This is a genomic window from Peribacillus deserti (assembly GCF_002863585.1).
Taxonomy (GTDB): Bacteria; Bacillota; Bacilli; order Bacillales; family DSM-1321; genus Paraperibacillus; species Paraperibacillus deserti_A.
This window is the reverse complement of the sequence record NZ_PGUY01000002.1, coordinates 127371-152497: the sequence shown is the minus strand read 5'-3', so window position 1 is coordinate 152497 and position 25127 is coordinate 127371. Positions and strand designations below refer to the sequence as shown.

General features: G+C 38.9%; 10 protein-coding genes and 2 pseudogenes. 5 read left to right on the top strand and 7 right to left on the bottom strand.

Translation table 11 applies throughout. The annotated features are described in order from the left end of the window. Positions 1-206 precede the first annotated feature (206 nt). Complete coding sequence (locus CUU66_RS00970; RefSeq protein ID WP_101639813.1) at positions 207-4061, bottom strand: fibronectin type III domain-containing protein; 3855 nt, start codon at positions 4059-4061, stop codon at positions 207-209. Positions 4062-4469: 408 nt separating this feature from the next. Here CUU66_RS00970 and CUU66_RS00965 point away from each other — a divergent pair, with 408 nt between their 5' ends. Next, on the top strand, positions 4470-4739 hold the full coding sequence (locus tag CUU66_RS00965) for a DUF7669 domain-containing protein (protein ID WP_101639812.1): 270 nt from the start codon (positions 4470-4472) through the stop codon (positions 4737-4739). A 192-nt stretch (positions 4740-4931) separates the two neighbouring features. Here CUU66_RS00965 and CUU66_RS00960 read toward each other — a convergent pair whose 3' ends face one another. The 3 genes from CUU66_RS00960 to CUU66_RS00950 form a co-directional block, all read right to left on the bottom strand. Then, on the bottom strand, positions 4932-8483 hold the full coding sequence (locus CUU66_RS00960) for an S-layer homology domain-containing protein (RefSeq protein ID WP_374702956.1): 3552 nt from the start codon (positions 8481-8483) through the stop codon (positions 4932-4934). Positions 8484-8624: 141 nt separating this feature from the next. Then, a complete protein-coding gene (locus CUU66_RS00955; RefSeq protein WP_101639810.1) occupies positions 8625-12701 on the bottom strand; it encodes a choice-of-anchor L domain-containing protein in 4077 nt (1358 codons plus the stop codon). Positions 12702-12963: 262 nt separating this feature from the next. After that, entirely contained in the window at positions 12964-13287 is a 324-nt protein-coding gene (locus CUU66_RS00950; RefSeq protein ID WP_101639809.1) for a hypothetical protein, read from the bottom strand. Between the two features lie 99 nt (positions 13288-13386). Between CUU66_RS00950 and CUU66_RS00945 the strand changes: the two are divergent. Next, a pseudogene (locus tag CUU66_RS00945) lies at positions 13387-13944 on the top strand (transposase); the annotation flags it as partial. On the opposite strand, the pseudogene CUU66_RS00940 reads toward CUU66_RS00945, so the two are convergent. From CUU66_RS00940 to CUU66_RS00930, 3 genes and pseudogenes are all read right to left on the bottom strand, one after another. Next, positions 13942-14450: pseudogene (locus CUU66_RS00940) on the bottom strand (transposase); the annotation flags it as partial. The pseudogenes CUU66_RS00945 and CUU66_RS00940 sit on opposite strands and share 3 nt — an antisense overlap. Before the next feature lie 261 nt (positions 14451-14711). Continuing rightward, a complete protein-coding gene (locus tag CUU66_RS00935) occupies positions 14712-17546 on the bottom strand; it encodes a hypothetical protein (protein ID WP_101639808.1) in 2835 nt (944 codons plus the stop codon). Between the two features lie 529 nt (positions 17547-18075). Beyond that, entirely contained in the window at positions 18076-20079 is a 2004-nt protein-coding gene (locus CUU66_RS00930) for a penicillin-binding transpeptidase domain-containing protein (protein WP_101639807.1), read from the bottom strand. A gap of 166 nt (positions 20080-20245) precedes the next feature. Here CUU66_RS00930 and CUU66_RS00925 point away from each other — a divergent pair, with 166 nt between their 5' ends. From CUU66_RS00925 to CUU66_RS00915, 3 genes are all read left to right on the top strand, one after another. Then, positions 20246-21946, top strand: coding sequence for a M14 family zinc carboxypeptidase (locus CUU66_RS00925; protein WP_180955105.1), 1701 nt, complete (start codon positions 20246-20248; stop codon positions 21944-21946). A 154-nt stretch (positions 21947-22100) separates the two neighbouring features. After that, entirely contained in the window at positions 22101-23783 is a 1683-nt protein-coding gene (locus tag CUU66_RS00920; protein ID WP_101639806.1) for a transglycosylase SLT domain-containing protein, read from the top strand. 89 nt (positions 23784-23872) lie between these two features. Then, on the top strand, positions 23873-25111 hold the full coding sequence (locus tag CUU66_RS00915; protein ID WP_101639805.1) for a serine hydrolase: 1239 nt from the start codon (positions 23873-23875) through the stop codon (positions 25109-25111). Positions 25112-25127 lie beyond the last annotated feature (16 nt).

The window sequence follows — 25127 nt, the reverse complement described above, 5'->3', positions numbered from 1 at the left end:
AATCTGGCAATCTCCGTCCCTGTTAATACAGTCTTATTGCATTTACAATTGACCTTATGAATAGTAACCCGGTCATTACTGACCCGGTTTTGACTATACTCTGTTTACACACCTTTTAGGTATGAATACAAGATTCTTTTACATCAACATGTGAACGAACTATTATATTCTTCATTACCGAGTATTTTTTAGTTATTTACAGAGTTTTAACCCTCATTATTAATTTCGAATGTACCTAACATATACCACCCAAAATTTACTACTTTGTTATTTTCGTCTACTTCATAATAACCCAATACATGGTTGTTCTCCGGGTCTACTCCTAAAATGTTATCCCCAGATGTATAAGGGATAGCATCGTCTGGTACACTGTCGCCTGGGACAGGAAGTTCAATTCTGCTTGAAGATACTTTAACCATTAACCTATTACCTTCTGCAACATCCGCTATCACTCTAGTTGATCCTGCTACGGATCCTTTTGAAACAATTGCTCCCAAAAATCCTACAGGTACCATTTTCCTTATTCGTTCACTCTCTAGTTTATTTGCTTCTGTAATGGATACGTATATATGGGTATTGCTTGAGTTTAATTCAGGTTGAATTTTCAATTGGATCGTTGAACTATAATCCTCGTTATTTGTACCGGTTGCTAATAGCTTGCCATTTTCAGCAGAATCATAAACTTTAACCGTTGCCCCAGAAGGCACTTCGTAAATATCCATCCAGTCGTAAGGGTTATTTAAAGTTGTATAATTAGTTATTTCAATATCACTTGGAGTGGGGGCTGTTGACGGAGTTGGTACATTTACCTCTTCTGTAACACGATATTCTACACCATTAATTAATCCTTTAATTTCATCTCCACCCATTGTTTGCGGTTCAGAATTTGGAGCACCTAGGTACCCATCTGATTGTACACCATAGGTAGTACCATTAACTTCAATCTTATATTTTTTCCCTACAGTTAATCCACTTATCTTTTGATTCCCAGCTATTCCAAGGGAGCCCCCTGCTAGTCTAACAATTGACGGCGCATTCTGATTACCTAAAGTGGTAGGACTAAAAACATGTAAAGTAGTAGAATTTCCAAATAAATCTTCAACAAGCAAAACTAACTTATATTTAGTCCCTGCCGTTAATCCATTAATGGTACTTGTGTTTTGTGTGTTTGCACTAAGCGGAAAACTTCCATGTTTATACGCTGTGACATTTAAAGCGTTTTTCCCGTCCTTTACAAAGTGTGGAGGTGGAACTACCTCAGAGTCCGGGACAAGCACATAATATACAATTGCATTCTCATTTACTTTTACTTTAAAGTCTAGTGAAGAGTCCGTAATATTCGTGACACCAAAATGATCCATATTAATAATTGGCGGATTCCCGTCTGAAGATTGCTGCTCTTCACTTACAAAATATGTTCTTCCATTTAGCAAACCTGTTATCTCAGTACCACTTAACTCTTCAGCAGCAGAGTTTGCTTCTCCTAATGTTCCATTAGATTGTACGCCATATGTTTTCCCGTCTGTTGTAACTGCATACTTCCTACCACTAGTTAATCCTGTTATTTTTTTATTTCCGGCTTCCCCTATAGATCCCGATTCTAATAAAATATTTGAGATGGATAGATCTTCGGCCGTATCAATCCTGGTACCTATAGGGTTCGCTTTTCCTGAATATCCTGAATCAGCAAAAACAAAGTAATAATAAGTTGTTCCAGGGACAGCAGAAGTATCCTCGAAGGAGTTATGAGAAAAATCAGTTGTTCCTATATGAGTAGAATTTTCAATTGAATTCGTTGTGTTTCTATGAATTGAATATCGAATCACTCCTGGGGTTACACTTGCTGTCCAATTAATAATATTTTTAACAGATCCTTCCGTGCTATAATTTGTATCTATACTATCAATATGAAGATTTGTGGGCTCTAGTGGTCCAATCGTTAATTCTTCACTAGGAATCGATATGTTACCGGTTAGATCCACGGAATACAATTTATAAGTTTTTACAGGCAAACCAGAAACATCTATCTCTACGTCCGTGTTTGCAGCAGTAACTGGCGCTTTCCTTGCTCTCCCGCTAAGAACTAGTTCATCTAAAGCTGCTTTATTATTAGGAGACTCTGTACTGTCTACCACATAAAGAATTCCCAATTCATTACTTTGTCCTATTACATTCTCTCCGAAGTTAAAAATTTTTTGTGGATGATCATTAACTACGTAAGCTATTGGAGCAATATTATCTATAACAGGAGGTGTAAATACACCATCGGTTGTTGAAGGTATAGTCGGCTGCACCGGATTTCCTATAACCTGCACTCCATCAGCTACCTTGATATTCCCCTGGTTTTCAATCACTATGGAATCAGTAATATTTTCATCCTTTTCTACTTTTTTAATTTCGGTATTTTTACCAACGTGAATCTTAGCATTAGGATTTGCAATTTTTACAAGAGTATCATCGAGATCCCCATTTAAAGAAATGTCCTGTCCTTTTGTTTTTGCTGCTAAATTAACCGTTTGAACAGAAGCACCTAATTGCGCTGAAAGAGTTGCAGCTGAAGTAACATTTACTTCTTTCACCTCTGAATTTGAAGCAAAAGTTACTTCTGTACCGTTTCCAGTAATTGATACGGTAGTTTCAGAGAAGTTCCCTTTCAATATGGTTCCCTCAGACTTTTGAGATCCCGTTGACGCTATCTCTATTTCCCCGTAATTTCCTTTATCCTGAGCCTCTAGATTGATTGAACCCGTAGAGCCAGCTTTTTCTGTAACGATGACAGAGTTAATTGTTGTACCGCTTCCTGAAACGATGTTCGCTCCATTCGTATCGGTAATTCTTAATTCTTCTGCAGTAACTTTGTTTTGGTATAAACTATGCTCAGCCACATCTTCAACAATGATTGAACCGCCTGTTCCCTTCACTTTGTTAACCTTCACATTTTCCAGATAAACCGTACCGGATCCTGTTTTATCTCCTTTGATCACAATGTTTCCATTTACTACTGCATTAGATAATCTAACAAACTTATTTTTACCAGCTATGATAACCAGTGTGTCGTATGTTTTAACTTTGTTAACCGAACCGCCGTATAGTGTAGGTTTTCCTTTTGTACTAGAGGCCGCCTGCAGAATAAATGTATTATATGTAGCTTTTAGATCGCTATATTTTTTATTAAGGTTGGTATAAAGCTTAGTTCCATCTTTTAATTTGTGAGTTTTCTTTCCATCCGCTAATAATTGGCCGACTCTATTAAAATAGTACATAGATTTATCTATATTTTTTGCTTTTAGAACTGCAGCGAAAGTTGTTTGTTCTTTGGAAATCAGCAACGCTAGATCAGCCGTATCTTTTATAGATTTAGCCGGATTTTGATAGAACTTGATTAGGCCGTCTCTCATTGCTTTTTCAGAAACCTTGGTAAAAGCAGAAGAATATTTTTTTAAATCGTCGGTTAACACTTTATTTTTTATAGAAAGGGAGTTATCAACTACCCCTTTGTCTAATTGATACTTAACAGCCTTAGTTTTAATTTCTATAGTCTTACCCGATTTGACAGCATCTCTGTATTTTATGGCTCGATCGTATACCGCTTTGACATTTTGATTTAAACGGGCTTCTAAAACTTGCCGTTCTTTCCCCTTACTAGAAGCAGCCGCCTTTTTAGCATTTTTCAAAGCTATTTCCGTATCTTTCAAAAGCTTGCTATTTGGATAATCAAATACAGATTTTGGATACTTTTTTGCTCTATTACTATATGTAATTTCGTTTTTCAGTGATTTAGCTAATGTTTCTGCCTTCTTTGTCAGCTCATTGGCTCGAGACGTCAAAGCGGCTTCACCCGAGACCGGCTGGATGGTAGCAACCACTCCGGTTACAGCTGCTGTTGTTAATAAGATCATTTTACTAGTTTTAAACCTTTTTCTTTTTAAAGACATTAATACACCAAACCCCTCTCCCAAAGGAAAATAAATCCATATTTTATTGATACCACATTTTTTAATTTTATGATACATTTTAACTATAAATTCCATGACTTTTTGCTCAGGTAAAGTAATTCGCACGAAAAAGGTCCCAGTTATAGACCCGGGACCTTCTGTATAATTTTATTAGTCTGTTGTATACAATAGTTCTTTCGCTTTTTTTCTAGTCTCACTATCAGCTCTTGAAGAAACAACTGAAGTGCTCGCGCCTCCAGCCCTTCTTGAAAATGCGGTTTGCTCAGGTCACTCTCGTCCTCGACCCAGAAGCTTTATAATTCTTAGGCAACCTCCTTATTTTTTCTGATTTCTTAAAACTTTATAATACTCAACGAACAATTTCTGCCTACTGAATTTAATAGTCGTACCAACTTCTCTTCGTCCACCTTTAACCCCCGTATATCAATATTTATATTTACCTATTTTTACCTTTATTTTAAAATATTATTATACGAAATAAAACTATCTTATAAAAAGAAGGTGGAGATTAGGTTGAATACTGTAACTCCTAAAAGAAAAGAAACATGCAGAGAGGAAATATTGAATACTGCTAAATCGATTGTAAAAGAAAAACAGCTTAACGAGTTCAGCATTGGTGAAGTGCTTTCATATATGAAGAAAAATGATACAACCTTTTCAAGTTCTACTATTAGTACTCATATTAGTTCAAGGTGTTGTATCAACTCTCCGAACCACCATGCTGTGACATACTCGGACTTTGAGCGGATCAGGGCAGGAGTATACAGATTATTAAACATTTAAATTCCTTAACTGAGCATAAGTCGTAATAGCGCAAGGAGTGTGATCAACTGCGGAATGCAAGAATTTAATGTTCTTGTGTAGAATGGTGGATCCATTTGTCAGAATTTAAGTATTTGAGCGGGACCTATATATAAGGTTAGTACACATAAAGAGGAGCTTCCTTGTAAGAAACTCCTCTCGTATTATAGATTATTAATCATCTTGAGGTCTTTCATTGTCTATCCCGTCAATGTCATCCAGAAGCCATTTGCCGTTTATTTTTTTGATACTGTATTGGTACTCGAATGCATCACCTTTGATCTCGTTATCACGTAAGGGAACTTCTACACTGGCTTTAACAGAATCTACTGATTGGGAGCTAACTTTAAATGTTCCCGCTGTTCCAGATGAAATAGCCTCTGATAGAGGATATAAAAGATGCGGGTCCGTAAACCAGGCTATATTAACTTCATAAATTTTTTTCCAGTACCCATCTAAATAGTTATCAGAATAATAATCTAATAATTTACCCTTAACCGCATTAAACTCATCTGGATCTTCTGATTCAGCTTCAGGCCGGAAGATACCGTCCGCTTTCTTTTCAGCCTCTAAAATAATACTTTTAATTTGTTCTTCGGAAAGTATAGCTGGCTGACCGCTTCCGCCGCCATTGGCTGGTGGTTGTTCCACATTAACAAGTACTGTGTCTATTTTGCCTTTATAAGAAATTTCTATTTCGGTTGATGATTCATTTTGACTATTAGCGGTAATATTGCCTTTGCTATCAACTTCGGCTACTGCTGGATTTTTGCTCTTGTACATAATCCCCTCTGCGGAAGTGACATCTACGTTAACCAGGTCTTTAAGACTAATTCCTTCTTCTTTTAGCTTATCAAGATATTTTCCTGTCGGTTCTTCAAAGACTGCGTTTACTGTCAGTTGTTTTTTACCCCCAGGTTTTAATGTAACTTGCGAAGGCTCAGCTTCTATCTTTTCGGGGTTTAATACAAAAACCGTAATCGAATCTTCTATTTTCTTGCTGTCTTTTTCTCCTTGATAAGTAAATTCGACTTCAGCTATGTCACCAGGAAGCGCCTTTTCATCAACCTTTACTGTGTACTTATAACCGTTTTTATTTTCTGTTGAGTTGATTGCTAAAACCTTATCGCCGCTAAGAGAATGGGAAAGGGTGGTGTTTTTTAATTTATCTTCCTGCCTTGATAACTTTAGCTCTGTTTTATCAAATTCAAATAAACCGAGGTCTATTTCTTTGCTTTCTCCTGGAGCTAATATTAAGAATTTAGGATTAGCTGCGAGCATGCCATCTTTACAGTTTGTATATTCACCGAATTTCCAATTCTTTTTTAGGAGGGTCACTTCAGCGTTTTTTATAATATAAAGCTTTTCTAAAAGATCAAGGGTTGCTGTGACTTCTGCAAAAGCTCCAGCCCCTGCCCTAAAGCAAAATTTCAACCCCCTTGCGTTTTGTTCTTCGTTAGGATCTGGTTGATCTCCATACCCACCTGTTGCTTGGCCATAAATCTCTCCCGTTAAACCTAATTTACCTTCTAATCCACCCACTGACAGTTTAAATACTGCTAATTTCACTCCTATTCCTGGCCCTGCTTTTAATTGTGCTCCACCATTTCCTTTAATAAGGAATACTGGCTCTTCAAATTCAGCTTTTTGTGGCTTATATTCTACTTTTCCCTCTTTAGCCTTTATACCTGCATCCATATGTACATCTTGAATAAACTCCAAATGAATACCCACCGTTAGATCAGCTTTAATTACCAAAAAGGCTTCAAGGTTTGCACCGACTGGACCATAAACTGGTAAATAGAATTTACCAATTGATTTTTGCTTTTCAAATGGACCAGTGGATTCCTTACCGCTCATCCACGAAGGTACATTCGCTTTCGTGCCAAAATCAATTCCCTTATAAACCTTAGAGTATGTTCCCTTTCCGCCTGCCTCCCCAGAAGCGATCTCCTTAGTAATCTCACCCTTTAAAGAAAGGCTGGGATCAGAAACAAATCTGGTCTCAAAAGTTTTTAATTTAAAAAACGAGTAATCCACATCTGTTTCCAGCTTTGCATTCTTGAAATCTACAGCCCCATTTATTTTCATAGTTACGTTATTAGCTTCCAATTTAAATTCCCTTAAATTGATTTTAAATCCTTTGCCCTTCTCTTTTTCTTCTTTTTCAGAGAAACCGGAACTATATGACTTAATCGATGAGGGATCACCCTCTTCTAGACCGTCAACCGTTACACCTTCTGGAATACTAATAGGAACTAAATCTTGAATAGATATGTCCTTATCTTCTTGAACGTCAAGCTTATTAAACACTTCTGTAAATTCAGGGTTTACAGTCTTTACAATCGTTTTTCCGTTCTGGATTACTACACTAATAACTTTCTCTGCAAATCCGCCTGGGAACTTGTCTGTAGACGGCAGAGTAAAGATATCACCTTTTTTTAAGGTGGTGACATTTGCAGGTGTTCCTTTAAATATAAAAGTTGAATCACCGTCTGTCACGCTCTCCAGAGACCCTAAGGCCTGTTTTGGTATTTCCTTCACATAACTCTGGACCTTTATTTCGTCCTTAGATGTACGATCCGGTGAGGCAGTTGGAATATCAGGGTTTGGCGTATTTATGCTATAGTCATATAATTTTTTTAGACTCACACTGGCCTGGGCTCTTGTAACTGCTGTTTTTGGACTGAATTGGTTATCTTTATAGCTGGACATCAGCCCTGCCTTGACTACAGATGCAACTGCAGCTTGGTCTTTTACTGTAATACTTTTTTTATCTTTGAATTTAAGAATAGAGGGGTTTTCCGGTTTTAATTTTAAGGTTCTCGCTAAGAAAACAGCCATTTCCTGACGGGTAATCAATTTATTGGGAGAAAATTTCCGGCCATACTCGCTCGGCTTTATAATCCCCTGTTGACCCGCGGCTTGTATGGATGAATAAGCTGCGCTGGAAGGCTTTACATCCTCAAATGTCGGTTTTGCCTTTTCCGGTTTATATCCCATTGTGCGAATTAAGAAAGTGACAAAGTCCGCACGGGTCACCGTTTTTTCCGGATAAAATTTGCCATCTTTATATCCACTCAGGATCCCCAGTCCCACTAAACTTTGAATCGCACTTCTGGATGCATGATTTTCAATATCGGTGAAGAAGACCCCATTAAGATAATCGTACATCCGTACTAAGTAAACAGATGCCTCCGCCCGCGTTAAACCCTTAGCCGGTTTAAATGTTTTATCGCTGTATCCGGAAACAAGTCCTCTCTTGACTACAGCACTAACAAGACCCACTTGTTTTTTTATATCTTTTTTATCTCTAAATGTTAGGTATTTGGTATTTTCCTGTTTTAACTGTAAGGCTTTAGCAGTGATCACAGCCATTTCATTACGGTTGATTAATTGGTTTGGGTTGAATTTGTCACCAAAGTCATTTTTTGAAAGTATTCCCTGTTTGACTGCGGCCTCAATAGCTGGATATGCCGAATAACCAGGTTTAATATCTTTAAAAGGCAATGCTATACTAGCCTTGCTGCTTCTTGGATAATTCATCATTTTTGTTATCATATCTATGAATTCTACACGTTTTACCTTATTTTCCGGGCGGAAAGTTCCGTCTTTGTACCCTTTAATTACTCCTAAGCTGACAAGCCGGTCTATAGCCTGCTTAGCCGGATGTTTCTGTGTATCTTTAAATTTACTAATCTGGGAAGCTGCTTTCGCCTGGCTCACGGGAGACAGCAGCGAAAAGATAAATACAAAAATTAATAATACGGATAAAAGCTGCTTGTTTTTTTTCACTTCCTACTCCTCTTTTCCTCTGCAATATGCAAAAGAGAAGGCTGTAAGCAACAGCCTTTTCTCCTACTGAACTCATTCCAAATACGAAATAATGGTTTTGATGTTTGCATTGCCGCCAGTTCGCAGCACGAATGATTTCGACACATCTAATGTTCCGCTGATTCTAGGAATCAATAAATATTTAAAGAAAACCGTTTCGTTTGGCTTAATTTCCTCAATTGAGTTTGAAATCCTCGTTTTCGGAGAATAAAAATAATTAAATTTTCCATCTTCCTTCAACTCAAAGTTCAAGTAGTAGATCGGAGCATCCGATACATTTTTTATCCCCATCTGGACTTTATACGGCATTCCTGCAATCGCCGTTTTTTCTGCCCTAATATGCATTTCCAGTGCGTCGTCTCCCCACACCGTTATGGGCTTAGGAGTCACAAACTTTGCTTCCACTGGAATATTCATAGGCTGTAGTTTACTAGTAAAAACCGCCTCTAGATCGTATTGCCCTTTTTCATCTCCTCGTATATACCATTCATGATAGATGGTGCCGCCACCTTTTATATCCCCTATGTCGACTTCCAGCGTTTGATTTTCCCGTACACTAGCCAGACTGAGTCCTTTAGGCAATTTTAGTGCCACTTTGGAGTCTACTAGGGTAAATTGCGGAGGAGCCAAGTTCTCAATGGCCAATTGAGCTCTAAAAAATTCTTTTAACCAGCTTATTTCACCAGGAACGATCATATAGGCAATCATAGGAACTTTAACGCTGGAATCTTTATAGTTAACAGGTATTAGATATGGATATAAATAATACCCCCCGCCCAGGTTCCACGGCTGTGCATTATACATCTCTCCGGTGTTGTCTCCGTAATACGTAATATCAATTGGCTTCCCCTGAAAAGCTAGATGGGCTTCAAATTTATAAAACCATCTGTTATCAGGGTCTTTCACGTCAATTCTCGCTGCCATCATCTCTTCAATAGTCATTTGATCTGCCTTAAAGTTGGCTTTAATCAACTCTGACTGCTGAAGCTGTATACTAAGTTTAGTCTGTTCATCGGATTTGACTGTTACTTGCTGAAAAACTGGGAGATATCCATCTTTGTAGACATACACATCATAATCGCCTTGTTCCGCTTCCTTGGCAAATAAGCCCTTTGCATCGGATTCCCCAGATTCCATTTCTGTTTCTCCGGCTTTTTGCACCATAACCTTTGCATTACTTATGACACCCTGTTTACTATCCTTGATCTCAAGTTCAAATCCTGTTTTAGCTGGGACCGGCTGCTTTTTAACTGTAATGTTGAAAGCAATCTCTTTTCCTTGATACTTCCCAGTAACTTTCGTTGTACCTTCAGAAATTGCTTGCAGGTTTCCTGATGCTGATACAGCCGCTATGCCGGGATTTTCTACTTCATATACGGCTTCTGCTGCTATATCTTTTTCACTTTCGTCAGAATAAATCGCCTTAATCGTTAATTGCTTCGTTTTCCCTTGTTCTATTTCAATAGCATTGGCATCACTTTGAAGTTCACTGAGATACGGAGCAACCAGGACTTCTGCTTCCGCCTCTTTTCCTTCGTATACTGCTTTGACGAAAACCTTATCTTTTACCGGTTTTAAGCCTGATATCTTTCCCTCCGCAATCTTAATAGCATCGATATTTGATAATGAAAAAATGTTTTTCAAGGTAATATCTTCATTTTCACCATTGTCATAAACAGCTGTTACTTTAAATGGCACTTCCTGATCATGAGTAACGGTATATTCTTTCTGATCAAAAGTGATAGAAGTTAGCTTTTTCGCTTTTTCTACAGTTACTTGTACTGTGGCTTCCTTTCCGTTGAATATTGCCTGAATAGTTGTACTTCCTTCACTTAATGCTTTTAGCTTTCCATTTTCAACGATAGCCACTTGTTCATTTGAGGATTTAAATGCTGTTTTATTTGTTACTTCTACTGAATTCCCATTGGAATAGTGGGCTCTAACTTTTAATGGAACAGTTTCATTTTCTTTCAAATTGAGGGAGATTTGATCAAATAAGATTTCCGTCAGCTCTTTAACTCTCAGTGTTACTTCAGCTTCTTTTGACTCAAATATGGCTTTTATCTTGTATACTCCAGGGGAAGAAATCGTGACAAAACCGTTTTCAATTTTTACGGCCTCACTATCACCCTCGACCAGTTGATAAGCAGCCTCAGTTGTAATATCAGACGATTTACTATTTTCATATAAGGCGGACAGTAGTAATTTTACAGTCTGTCCGGTCTCCAAGCTGTATTCCTGTTCTTTAAATGAAATGTCTTTTAACTCCGGCTCATGAATAACTTCCACAGGTATTACTTTTGCTGGCAGATCGCCAAAGCTTACATTAATACTAGCGCTACCCTCTTTACCGCCCGTTATTTGACCTTGGGAGGAGACTATTACAATCTCTTCATCACTAGAGCTATACGACACTTTATTTGTTAAATTTATTGTCTGGCTATCCGAATATACTCCCATAACTTGAAGCTGCTTTTCGCCGCCAGTTTTCAAAACTAGTGATTCATGTGATAATTCTATCCTCTCTAAAGATGATTCTTCTTTTATGACTAATACTTCAATTTGGATTTCTAACCCCATATAGGTAATCGTGACTACTGCCTCCCCAGGGGCAGCTGCGGTCATTTCACCAGACTGGTCTACGGAAACCACATTTTGTTTGGAAGATTTATAGACTGCTTTATCCGTTACTTCTTCCAAGTCATCACTTGTCAGCTTCGCATTTACTTTTAAGGATTCTTTATTACCAGGAGTAAGAAACCAATCTGACTGCTGTACCTCTATTCCTTTTATAGTAAGGTTGCGCTCTCCTGCCGACGAATCAACTTCCGCTCCACCTGTTGCACTCATTAATTTAAAATAAATTCCTGTCTGTGTCTTAGGAAACGAAATTTGTACTTTTTTGGCACTTTCGCCATCAGCGAACATAACAGTTCCCTGATCTATAAGTGTCCCCATTGCATCTACTGTGTTCCATGCCAGTGTAATATCACCGTCTGTTCCGTTCTCACGAAAAATTTCCACTTCAGCTGTGACAGTTTCTAGCACTGCTAATGTCTTTACGAGCGCATTAGCTTGGCTGTATGTATGTTTGATTCCACCAATCCGGAATGAACCGGGCTGAGCTGGACGGTCGTTTAAACTATTCGCTTTAATTAGCACATTAGAATCATAGGCGGTATCCGAGAAATCAGCTATAGCTAATTTCATATGATTCCACTCGTTTGGTGTAACTGCGGCCTCAGCTGAAAGAACTGTGGTCATGCCATCCATTTGAGTGTTAAACGTATGTTCTTCATTTGATTTGTAATATTGACTATTCTTTGTATGGTTGATATTCGTTATGGTCACGGGTTCATTGGTTTGAGGAATAAGAGCAATATTCTTCCCGTTAACAAAAAAGCCAAAAACGTCGCTATAATTTAAATACTCTGGATATTCTTCCGAAGCCATAACATACTGAAAGGAAACTTTGTTATTATTTGGTTTAAAATCGAATTCAAGTATAGAAGCGTCATGTGTTTTATTTTCAAATCCTGGATTGTCAGGATCCTCCGGTATATCAGACTCGTCTATCGGATTGTTCAGTTGTTCCGGTGTATCCGGCTCGTTTTCGGGATTGTCCGGGTCAGATGGGAAACTCTGATCCTTAACTAATTCTTCAAGATCACGGTCTCCCGGAAGCTCATGAGATATTCCATAACCCGGAAAGTCTCCAGTAACAGCTATTCCATTAGCCTCCCCAGTACTCAATATAATCCCTTTATTAAGTCCCAGGTTCACTTTGGAATCGGTGAATGTACCAGCTGCCGTGCCGGCCCCTGTATACTTCACACCTTGAACCTTAACACCTTCACCAACAATATTTCGGACTAGCTCTTCTGGTGATAATCCATTCTCAATAGTTTGCACCTGAATAGTCTGCCCTCCCGGAATGACCTCATCAGAAGACGGATCATCAATAGCAAGTACTTCAGATTCTACTTCCTCCGTTGTGACGTTACTGCTTTTGTTATCTTCTGCTAAAGAAAGTAAAGGCCACTGCCCAGCAATTAATAAAAGTATGACCACGAGCATAATACATTTCTTCAACCAGCTTTGATGGACCATTTAACTGGTGTCCCCCCTTTATCAAATAGATAATTATTCCTATCACTTAGAATAATTTACCATTTAAAGAGAGCGTATTCTATATTTTTCAGAATTTGTCGACAACTTGTTATCTGTTATTTCACAAAGATTCATTTCAGCGTGTTTTCTAATAATCCATATACATAAAAAAGCATTCAATGGTGTAGATTCTGATAATGTAGCAGAATTAATGATAAAGCTATCATTAACAGTTATTTTGTCTCCCTCCTTAACAGTGAGTTTATACCTGTTTAGTTAGAGGACCATCTATGTTTAATGCATCGCCAGTAGAAGCACCAGAGACTGTAACAGTGTCTGAAGAAGAATTTAAAAGTACTAAATTAAAAGTAATTGAACGATTCAAAGCCGCCAGTTTCTTTTTAAATGCTTGCATATCGAGCAACTTTATCTGGCTTTTAAACCAACACTCTTGATTTTGTAATAGAAATAGAACACGGATTCGCCGTGACTGTTTGTTTTTGGTACAATATGGCTTGCTCCAAGTTTCCATTATCTGTTGTAGTTGATTTTCTGTAGTATCAATAGCAATTTGCTTTTCCTTCATGTCAAAACACCCTGAATATTGATATCCCCACAAACATTTTTTAATAACTTACGGTTTCTTATTTCGCATTTTTTACACCTTCTCCAAAACAAAAGAATAAGGAGTTACCAACATCAGTTAGACGAAGAAATTAACTCCGATCGTGAGATGCATGGAAAAAAGTCTCTTCCCCCACAAACGAAAGAGGAAACTAAGGAAATTAAGGTCAGCACCACCGATCCCGAGAGCGGCTATTATGTGAAGGATGAACGTGAAAAGCTGTTTGCCTATTCCTTTCATACAGCTTGTGATTCGCGAGGGTTTATTCTGGCAACCAAAGTTTCAGGAGCCAATGTACATGACAGTCGGATGTTCGATAAGCTGCTTGAAGAAGTGATGATAAAGGTACAGAAACCCGAAGCGGTAGCTGTTGATGCTGGATACAAAACTCCGTACATTTCAAAACTCATGATGGACAATGAGATTAGGCCTGTAATGCCTTACACAAGGCCAATGACAAAGGACGGGTTCTTCAAGAAGTACGAATATGTATATGATGAACATTATGATTGTTACCTATGTCCGGAAGGACAGGTACTGAGCTATAAAACTACGACTCGGGAAGGGTATAAACAGTATGTTTCAGATTCTCGGATATGTGCAGATTGTCCAGTACTTTGTTTCCACTTGGACGACTGTCTTATTGAATTTCTTTTTATTGGCACTTGCCTTTACATGCGTGGAATCGATGAAAGCAATAGAAGGGTCTACCAGTTTTTTATCCATTGCTTCTTTAAGGATCTTATAGAAAATTTGTTCAAAGAGATCCGAATCATGGAACCGGCGTACATAGTTTTTACCAAAGGTAGAGAAATGGGGAATCTTTTCTGTGAAGCCGTACCCCAGGAACCAGCGGTAAGCAACATTCGTTTCAATTTCACGTATGGTTTGACGCATAGATCGAATACCGAAAAGGTATTGGATAAACACCATTTTAATAAGCACTACAGGATCTATACTTGGCCGACCGTTATCGTGACTGTATTTATCCTCAACCAGCGTATAAATGAAATCAAAATTGATAGCCCTTTCAATTATCCGGACCAAATGGTCCGCAGGAACAAGTTGATCAAGAGCAACCTTTTAATTTGGAGACGATTATCTTCTGAACGCTTTGATAACATCTAAAAAACCCCCACTAACTAAGATTTTCTACCTCCATTATACAAAAAAAGCTTGTAGACAAGACTAAAATTAATAGACTTTGTCTACAAGCTGAGAGAGTTTTAAAACTCTCTATTTGTTTTTACACCCCACAATTATGCATTTGCATGAAGGGAGCATCGTAGCAATCATGGGGTTATTTTCTATAATACTAATGGTTAAAAAACCATAAATTCGTATTAAAAAAGGGACCTACAAGAGGTCCCTTTTCTTGAAGCATATTACTTAGAAACGTTAACTTTTACGTTAGCTTTTTGTAGGTTGTGAGCTACGTCATCAACATCTACAGCAGTACCTGTTTCAATGCTTAGGTCTTTTGAAAGGTCCAGTGTAGTAGCAGTAGACGTTGCAGCTACAGGAGCAGTAGTTGTTAATGTGAATGCGTCATTTAGAACAGCTCCATCAACTGCAACAGTTACACCATCAACAGTGAAAGTAGCATCGCCATTAGCATCTAAAGCAACAACTTCTGTAGTACCTGTTTTAACAACCAATTTACCGTCGTTGGTACCAGTACCATTAGCAATTGTGTAGTTGTATACTGCAGCTTTAGTAGCTTTATCTCCATCAGTTACAGTTACTTTTGCAGCAGCTGCACCACTTTTTGTTGCAGTAGCAGGAACAGCAGCAACTGGAGTATCTTTAGATACAGTCAGGCGTACTTTTGTACCAAAGCCACTTACGCTGCTAGCTGTTAATTCAGCATCAGTAAGAGTAAGAGCAGTTGTACCTTGGTAGATAGTGAACTCAGAACCAACACTTGCAGCATTTAAAGCATCAAGAGCTTCGCTGTAAGTTAATTCAATAGTTTTGTTATCAAGTACACGTGCATTTTGAAGAACTGGGCTTACGTTATCAGTGATAACAAGTGCTTTTGTGAAAGATTTATTTGTCTTACCAGTTAAAGTTTGAACTCCGTTAATTGTGAAGATTGCAGCATTATCAGAAGTTTCAACACTTTGTGCTGGTAATGTGATTGTAGCAATAGTTTGAGCAGCTGCATTTTGAGAAGCAGCATTCAATGTAATAGTTGTTCCAGCAGGTAAAGCTCTTCCGTTAATAGTGTAACGAGAAGCATCAGTTGCTGAACCAGCTACCGCTCCTCCTTTAACAGCTTCTGGGAATACAACTCGGATTACGTTAGTACCACTGTTTGTAACACTTCCAGCAGCAATTGTGTAATCTCCAGCAGCTTGAGAAGCACCAAAGTCTACAGTAGTTGTGTAAGCTTTTGAATCATTTTCAGCTAAAGAATTATCCTCAACCCACGCAGTTGCAAATCCTACAGAGTATTTGCCAGAAACTGTTTGCGGAGTTGAAAGCGTAAACTCAGCAGACTTGTCACCTTTAGCAACGTTTGCTGTTCCGATAGTTGAAAGAACATCGCTTGTATTTACGATTACTCCGTTTTCATTAACTAATGTAGCAGGGAAAGCAAGAGCTGCATTTGCTTTAACACCTTCACTGAAATTAACAACTACTGAAGTTACTTTACCAGCTGAGTTCTTCTTGTAAGAAACACCTGTAACTTCTGGAGATACAGAATCTTTTGAAATTGTTAGAGTTCTTGTAGTTCCAGCTAACTTATTTCCTAAGTAGTCTTCAATTGTGTTATCCACAAACAAAGCAGTTAGGTTATGAGATGTTTTTGTTGTGCTGTATAAAGAAGCAGCATCTGTAGTGTTCAATTGAACTACAAATTGAGTTTTTGAAGTTCGGTTCACTGGAGTTACAGAAGTTACACGTACATCACCGTAAACATCGTTTTTAACTTTAAGGTTAGTAGCAAGGTTAGCTTGTGCAGCTGCATCATTTTTCATGTTCTTGCTGAAAGTTACTAATAACTGGTTATCACCTTGAGCTACGATTGAAGAAACAACTGGAAGGTTAACGTCTTTTGTTACTGTGAAATCTTTTGAAGCAACAGCATTTACGTTACCAGATAGGTCAGTTAGGTTAACTACTTCAACTTTGTGTGTAGAACCCACTGCTAATCCAGCTGGTACAGAAAGAGTAGCTGAAGTATCGCCAGCGTTGTAAACTGCATTAACGCTTGAACCATTTACCTTGAAGGCAGCACCTGAAGCAATTGGCTCAGAGAAATCAACCGTTACTGAAGTTACACTATTAGTGTTTGTAACAGCTGTTACTCCAGAAACTTCTGCTTTAGCTGTATCGCTGATAGATACGACACTTGTGAAAATCGGGAAAGTAGTATCTACTGTACCATCAACCTTAACATCTTCAACTGTTACAGCAACTGAGTGAGTCTTAGTGTTGTCATAAGCAGAAGTTAAAGTTAATTTTACAGATTTTCCGTCTTCTTGAAGTTCAGCTCCGTTTGCAACAACTGAGTTTCCATCAGAGAAGCTATAGTTACCAATAAGTTCAGCAGTAGTTTCATCTACAGGTTTGTTGAATTTAACTACTAATTGTTTACCGTTAATCGCACTTACAGATCTAACTTTAGCTGGAAGGTTTGCAATAGCAGCTTCAACTTGTGCAGTTAACTTAGTATTTCCGTTACCGAAACCTTGAGTCAAACCAGCACGAACAGTTGTTCCATATACTTTTGCAATTGCTAAATGACCTGAATTTTTAGGATCTTTTAAATCAGCAAGAGCTTTTTCAAGTCCATCGTCCGTTGGGTTTTTGATAGCAGCTGAGATACCGCGTTGGAAATCTTGAGTTGCTTTAATAGCAGCTGGGTAGTTCACAGTGCGGTCTGCATATGCTTTGTAAGATTTAAGTTTTGCTAGTGCACCTGGCTTGTATTTAGCAGAAGCGTTCTTGTTAACCCATGCTACTGCTTCGTTGTATTTCGCAATACTTTTTTTGTAAAGGTCAGCAACTTTTGCACCTGATGCAACGTATCCTGGTTTTGTTTTAACCATTTCTTTGTACGGAGCAACAATAGTTGACTCTGCTCCGAAAACCACGTCGTTTAGTGTTAATTTCTTTGTAGCAGCTTCTGATTGAACTGGTGCTACTGCTGCGAATGCTGATGCAGCGATCGCTGTAGCTGTTGCAAGTTTAATAGCTTTCTTTTTACTCATTTGGTAAGTTTTCTCCCTTCGAATATGAAAAAGTAGTGCATTGGAATTATGTATTTGGTAAAAATACAAAACCTCAATGACTTACAAAACACACGTCTTTGGACCTAGTTGCTAGAATCCCTTCGATATCATTCTACCAATCTAAATCTTACAAATTTTCAAGAACCATCCAGATTTTCTTCCAAACCGTTCCTGTAAACCTATAATAATACATATTTTTAACAATTTCTAGCTTTTTTTGCATTTTTTCAACTTTTAATCATAGTAAATCTTACCAATTTTTCTTATCTTTGTAAACCTCCTGTTTTTAAATCACTTTACGAATATATGTTATTAATGGAAAAACATTCATTTTTATAGATAAAAAGGTTTAATTCTGTAGTCTCATTCATTTGCAATACCTTCCATGTTTATTGCATTCGCGTTACAACAACATTGCGCAGACCTTACGTAACCAGATTTTTCAAAGCCTCCTATAAGCTTCCACTTAATAAAAATAGGACTGCAGTCTGAACTGCAGTCCTACTCATTACTTATTCATGGCTTTTACAATTGACTTCACTTTATCCACCACATGCATGCTTCCCTGCTTTTTCTCTACACTTTCTACAACCATGGATAGGATCCATTCTGGTTTTTCTGGATTCGTTACAACAAACCAGCCATTCTCAGTACCTTTTTCTCCCTGTTTTTGTTTAATCTCAGCTGTTCCCGTCTTCCCAGCTAATGGAATCTTCAATTCAGCAGCAGAGTGTCCTGTGCCCTTAGGTTCTTGTATCACTGCTTTCATTTTATCCAGTACAGCAGCTGCCTGAGCAGGGTCTACCGCTTTTTCCTTCCACACACTTCCTTTATCAGGATCATTTAAAAGAAGGCTTGGTTTCATTAAATTCCCTTCGTTAACGAACGGTGTATAAGCAGCTGCAAGGTGAAGTGTAGACATTTGAATCTGCGCCTGTCCGTATCCGCTGTCAGCAAGCTGGATTTCATTATCCAATGCCCCGATCTTTGATCCTGGTATCGGATAGTCATAAGGAAGCTTTTCTTCAAAGCCGAACTTCTTCAGTCCTTCGGTGAACTTGTCCTTTCCAACGTTCAGTGCCTGCTGGGCAAAATAAATGTTGTCAGAGTAAACCATGGCTTCCTTCATATTAACCGGCTTGCCATAATCATGAACTCTTGTCACGTAGTAATTACCCCAGCTTTTGGACTTTTGCCACTTAAGGCCGCTGACGTTCATGGTTTTGTCCGGATCAATGCCCGATTGGAGAGCTACTGCTGCTGTTAATGGCTTCATTGTCGAACCTGGTGCATATAGTGAGCTGAATCGATTCAGTGTTGGGTTATTTTTATTGTTGTCTAAAGCATCCCGGTCTTTTTTAGACATCCCGAGAATAAACTTATTCGGGTCAAAGGATGGACTGCTGACGAGTGCCAATGTTTCACCTGTCTTAGGCTGGATAGCAGCTGCAGAACCCCTATCTCCTTTATACGTTGCAAAAATCTTCTTTTGAAGCTCCGCATCTATTGTAAGCTGGATTTTTTCTCCTTCTTTAGCTGGCTTTTCCTTTAACACTCTTTCTTCCTTGTTCTTATCCTGAATGACGATTCTGGCGCCGGATTCACCCTTCAGCTTTTCCTGGAACAACTCTTCAAGACCGCGCTTGCCGATGACATCACTTTCTGTATATCCTTTATCCTTCAACCGCTCAAGGTCTTCTGCCGTAACCGAACCGATGTATCCAATTAAATGAGCCGCAGCCTCTTTATATGGATATACGCGTGCAGTTTTTTCATTTACATACACAGAAGGGATGGAATCGAGTTCCTGGGCAAGATTCATCTGATCTGCCGGAATGCTGATAATCGGTACGGCATAGCCCGGCTTAACCCATGACTGATTGAGTTTGGCCCGAATCTCTTCTTTAGACAGCTTCATCAATTGAGAAGCTCTGTCCAAGATGGCTTCTTCGTCTTCCATTTCTTGAGGTACCATGCTGATTTCATATACCTCGCTGTTCAGCGCCAGTCCCTTACCGTTTCGATCGACGATTTCACCGCGTACTGCCGGGATATCCTGAACAGAAACTTTTTCTCCCTTCTTTAGATCAGCGAATATAAAACCTGGTTTCCAGTTTACATACCAGTTGCTTTCTTTTTCTTTTTCTTCTTTAACCAGTGACGCATTTTGTTTGAAGGAAATCGGTCCAGCCATTGTATCCATTTTTACATTGAATGGAAGTGAGACCTTTTTGTCATCTTTATGGTCTTTCTCTTCCTTAGGCTTTGTGTATGTGACTTTTAGATTCTTTGCCTCGACGCCTTCATAGATATTTTTATAGCGCTCAGTAAATTCCTTTTTGGAAATTTCCTTTTTAGCTGATGTAGATAAGTAATCATACATTTTTGCATAATCCTGCTTGTTCCACGATTGCACATACTTTTCCATTCGGTCTTCCGGCTGCGGCTCATTGCTGCATGCAGCTAGCAGCAATAAAAATGATAAACAAAGAACATATTTTATGTATCTCATAGTAGCCTCCTATGAATTTAGATTTGTATCCTTGGAATCTTCTTCCTATTACTAAGTTTTCCAACCTATTCCCTGATACCAAAACACTATACATTAGTTGGATGTGATTTCCTTTAATTTATAGTTTAATAGAATCAGAATATTTTACCAACAAGGAGGACCTGTATTGCAAAAATTGAAGGTCGTATTATTAGCCGTTGTATTCTTATTGACAGGACTTATAAGCTATCAACCTGTCTCTGCAGCCTCTGCCATAGTGAACCCAAATAAAACCTATACCTACTCCCATATGGCAGCGGACATTGCAAAATTGAAAAAAATATATCCTGATTTAATTCAGGTGAAGATTATCGGGAAATCGGAGTTTGGCCGGAACATTTATGCAGTCGGGCTCGGAAAAGGAAAAGCCACTGCGTTCATTAACGGATCCCATCACGCCCGGGAGTGGCTGACCACGAATTTTAATATGTACATGATCGACCGCTATGCCGCAGCCTACAAAAACGGCTCCAGCGTTAAGGGCTATAATGTAAGAACCGTGTTAAACTCGTCTACTTTATGGTTTGTGCCAATGGTCAACCCGGATGGAGTAACTCTTCAGCAGTCGGGACTTAAGGCTTTTCCGGCTTCCTATCATGCCGGCTTAATCAAGATGAACAATGGGAGTAAGAATTTCAAACGATGGAAGTCAAATGCGAAAGGCGTGGATTTGAACCGTCAATATGATGCTAAGTGGGCCGGGACGGATAGTCCTAAGTCTCCTAGCTACCGGGATTATAAAGGAACAGCCCCGCATACGGCTTCCGAAGTAAAGGCAGTGCTGAGCCTTGTCAATTCTATAGATGCGGATATGGCCTTATCTTACCATACTACAGGTAAAATTTTGTTTTGGAATTATGAACAAAGTGGGTCGCGTCTTACTAGAGATAAGAACCTTGGGAAAAAATTAAGCAGTATGACCGGCTATCGAATGTATACACCTTCAATTTTCAAAAATGCTGCTGGATTCAGCGAATGGTTTTCACGCATGAAACAGCGTACAGCTTTCACGATCGAGATTTCTCCTTATTATAATGAAACGAACCCTCCTGTCTCAGAGTTTAAGGGGGCATGGAGCGAAAACCAGGCTGCCGGACTTTTTGCCGGAGCTGAAAGTGCAAAGATGTATGGTGTTCGAATGGATGCTAAAGCAGCGACACTTAAAACGAAGCTGACTTCTGTCAGGAACTCCGCTAAGAAGCTGCAAAGCTACTATTATACAAATGTGAAAACACGTGCTGATTTGCGAAAAGATAAGGCGTTTATGCAGTTATACGCGAAAACGAAGAGCGACTTAGCTGCAATTCAAAAATCTCTTAAACCGCTGCCAGTGAAGAACCAAAATGCACTCGCACCGCTCGTTAAGGAAATTAATCTCTACATTACCAGGTCAACGAGCTTTATTACAGCAATCGACCATGGAGACAAAGCAGTTTCTCAAGGTAAACTGCTGGAAAGTAAACTGCAAGCCGGAACCATAGATGCAGCTTTGCATAAGCAGCTTGCTTCAGCTGTCATGAAGGCTCAAAAAGCCCAGCCTGTACTTTATGGGAATCATGTAAAACAATTATTTGACCAGAAATACCTAAAACCTGTTGCTGCCATTTCTGCTGCGAGCAAATACGCGTTAGACCGTCTTGCATTACTAACAGAAGCAGAAAAACAAATTACTGCAGGAAACCAGGCGGCGGCCCAGGAGAAACTCGAGGCCTACGACAAACTGCAGCAGCAATCAAGCAGATACAAACAATATCCGGCTATCGAAAAAATATTGGCAGAGAAACGTTTGGGGACAGTCCCCCATTTCCCAGAACCGCAATCCTTATAGGATCGCGGTTTTTGCTTGTTTTTTGCGGGGACTGTCCCCTATTTCCCGGCTAGTTCTCTACTCCTAATTTTCAATAGTTTTAGATTTTATATGATACTTTGTGCATAGTTTCTCGTATAATGAGAGAATACGAAAACTAGGAGGATACTGGAAATTGAAGAAGAACCATTTGTACATATTATTAAGCCTTTTGATTGCCGCGTTTGTGTTTTTGCCTGAGCGGGCCCAGGCAGCTGCCCCCACTGTTCTGAAAGATGCAAGCTCTGCTGCTACAAAGCTAGACATTTATACTAGCGGAAAAGGAGCCACAGGATCGAATATTCCTTCAACGGAACTTAAAAACGCCAAAACAAAACGAGATTACGCTCTTAAAAAGCTCACTGCAGCTCAAAAAAAAACATACGCATCCACAATTAAAACGATTAATGAATCAATTGTACGCGGCGACAATTATATTGCTGCTGTACTAGGTGGTAAAAATCTCGATAAATACAGGAATCAAATTGAGGTTAATACAAAGGCCGGCAAAGCCGATACTAATCTCCTTTTAACCTTTAGTTCAGCGCTTGATGACCAGTCACGCAATCTAAGCAAAGTATCGCCCTCTACAATCAAAAAGAAGATTGAGAGTTTATACTCTGTTAAAGCTAAAAAAACTCAAAGCGATTATTCAAAAGGTATCACTGTTAAAAAGGCAATCTTAGAAGCTAACAAAAAAATAAAGCTGTCATCGGATAGTGTAGCTCCTCACTTTAAATACGTGATGGTTAACCGTCATGAGGTGCCTCAAGCAGCTTACAAAACGGCATTGAATGCTGAATTTAACAAATTGTACAGTGATCTTGCAACCAAGAAAAAAACGGGAAAGCTGGCAACATACTATGAACTTGAAAAGCAAATGATTCTGCTCGATCGACTGGTTAATCCAGGAGTTTCAGCAAAGGGAGTACCCGATCTTATAAAAACCATTTCAGATAGTAGTTTATATACCACATCTGAGAAGGCTCTGCTAAATAAACGAGTGAATTCAATGTTCGAACTATCACCCGCGCAGATTAAGCAAAAATTAACGTCAGCAGCTATCAAACATGGTGTTCCACCGGAAATTGTTAAAGCTGTTGCTTTAAAAGAGAGCGGATTTAAGCAATTTGATACTACAGGTAAACCTTTTATGAATTCATCCCATAATGATGGCGGATTCGGCATCATGCAAGTAACGAAAGGCACTGGTATTTCCGACGCTGCACTTGACCAAGCGAGATATAACATTGATAAAAATATTGAATTAGGAATTCAAATTCTTTTAGAAAAATGGAACTACACAGGAATACACATTCCAACAATCAACACCCATAATAAAATGATTCTTGAGGATTGGTACTTTGCAGTCCTCGCTTATAACGGAATATCTTACACCAATGACCCGAACCGTTCAGGCACTAAGCCGTACCAGGTCGATATTTACAATTACATCATAGGGTCGGCCGACGTTCCGGCCGAGATTTTGGATAAAAAGAACGTTGCTTTCATTCAAAACTCCCAGACCCTTGGATGGTACTTAGATGCTTCCAAGTCTTATACAACCAGCAGACAGACCAAATCCACTCAGCTGTATAAGGCGAAAGATACCTTCACCCTTAAAAAGGGAGTCAAGTATAGAGTTATACCTTCAAAAACGGGCGATACTGGTTCAGCATTGACCAAAGATACAATCGTTACCATTGATAAAGCCGGTGTAGAAGATACTTATAACGATACCAATTTATTTAACTGGTATCGGGTTCAGATACAGGGAATTAAAGGATATTGGTACGTCGCATCACAGAACTTTAATTAAATTTAATCCAGGACTGCTGATTCAGCAGTCTTTTTTTCTTAGTTATTCATATTAATAGCTTAATTACCTTAGATAAGGAGATATTGCGAGTGAAAAAAATATTTGCTTTAGTTCTAATGTGTGTCGTTCTTTTAATCAGCCCCTCTCAACAGCTGGCGGCTGAGTCTCTTCAAAGCAGCATGACCAAAGATATTCAAAAATACTTAGGAAAAAACAGCCCCCTTGTGACTCTTAAATATACAAATCTGGTAAGTGGCGATAAAGTGGTTATGTCCAGCTCTAAGACTTCGAGAGCCGCCAGTACGATTAAGCTTCCCCTTGCCCTTTATGTGATAGAGCTGGCTGACAAGAAAAAACTTAATTTATCAGAAAAGCTGACATATAAGAGCTATCACTATAATGGCGGCAGCGGCGTGATCCAATACAGCAAAACAGGTACCCGCTACACAATTAAAGACTTATTACAGAAAGCTATGGTTCACAGTGATAACATCGCCTTTGTTATGCTGCGGGAAAAGGTTGGAAAGCAGAATTTCATAAATTATATGAAAAGCATTGGCGGCAAGTACGCATATCCGAAAGGAGAAAATATTACTTCAGCAGATGACTTAGCCATCTATACTACACGCCTTTACAAGCTAGCAGAAACCAGCAGTCTTGCTGGAGAGGTTGTTGAATGGCTGAAGAAAACAGACTATAACACAACTATCCCAAAGGGAATTCCTAAAGTCCCTGTTGCACACAAAGTCGGAATGATCCCAAATTTAAACATTTATAACGATACGGGGGTCGTCTACCATTCGGTACCGTACACTCTATCCATCATGACTAAACAATTCAGCTACGAAAAATCACAAAAAGTGATTGCGGACATTTCAGCGATCGTTCACAAATACCATACGAAGAGTAATTCCAGTACCATTTTCACAGCTGCTAAAGATATAACACTATATAAAAGTGTTAAAGGCTCTTTTGTTAAAACCGGTGATTTAAAAAAAGGCGGAATTTTTTCCTATGTCAAAAGCTTTAATCCATATTACTTCGAAGTGCAGACTGCCGGTGCAAAATCCTATATAAAAAAGCTGAATCTAACATTTAGAACTCCCCCTTCTACTGTGCCAGTAGCCGGTAAGCCAACAATAGGAAAAGTTGTTACATTGGCAGAAACACAAGTTACCGCCTTAGTGTCTGGGAAGTCAGTCAGAATTGGAACATTAGGTAAAGGTCAGACCCTTTCTTATATATCCGTAGATGAACAGCTAGGATACCTTATCAACTTTAGCGGGACCTACGGGTATATACCTTTTACGAAGCCCAAGGCATTATAAGTCAGCAGAAATGCTG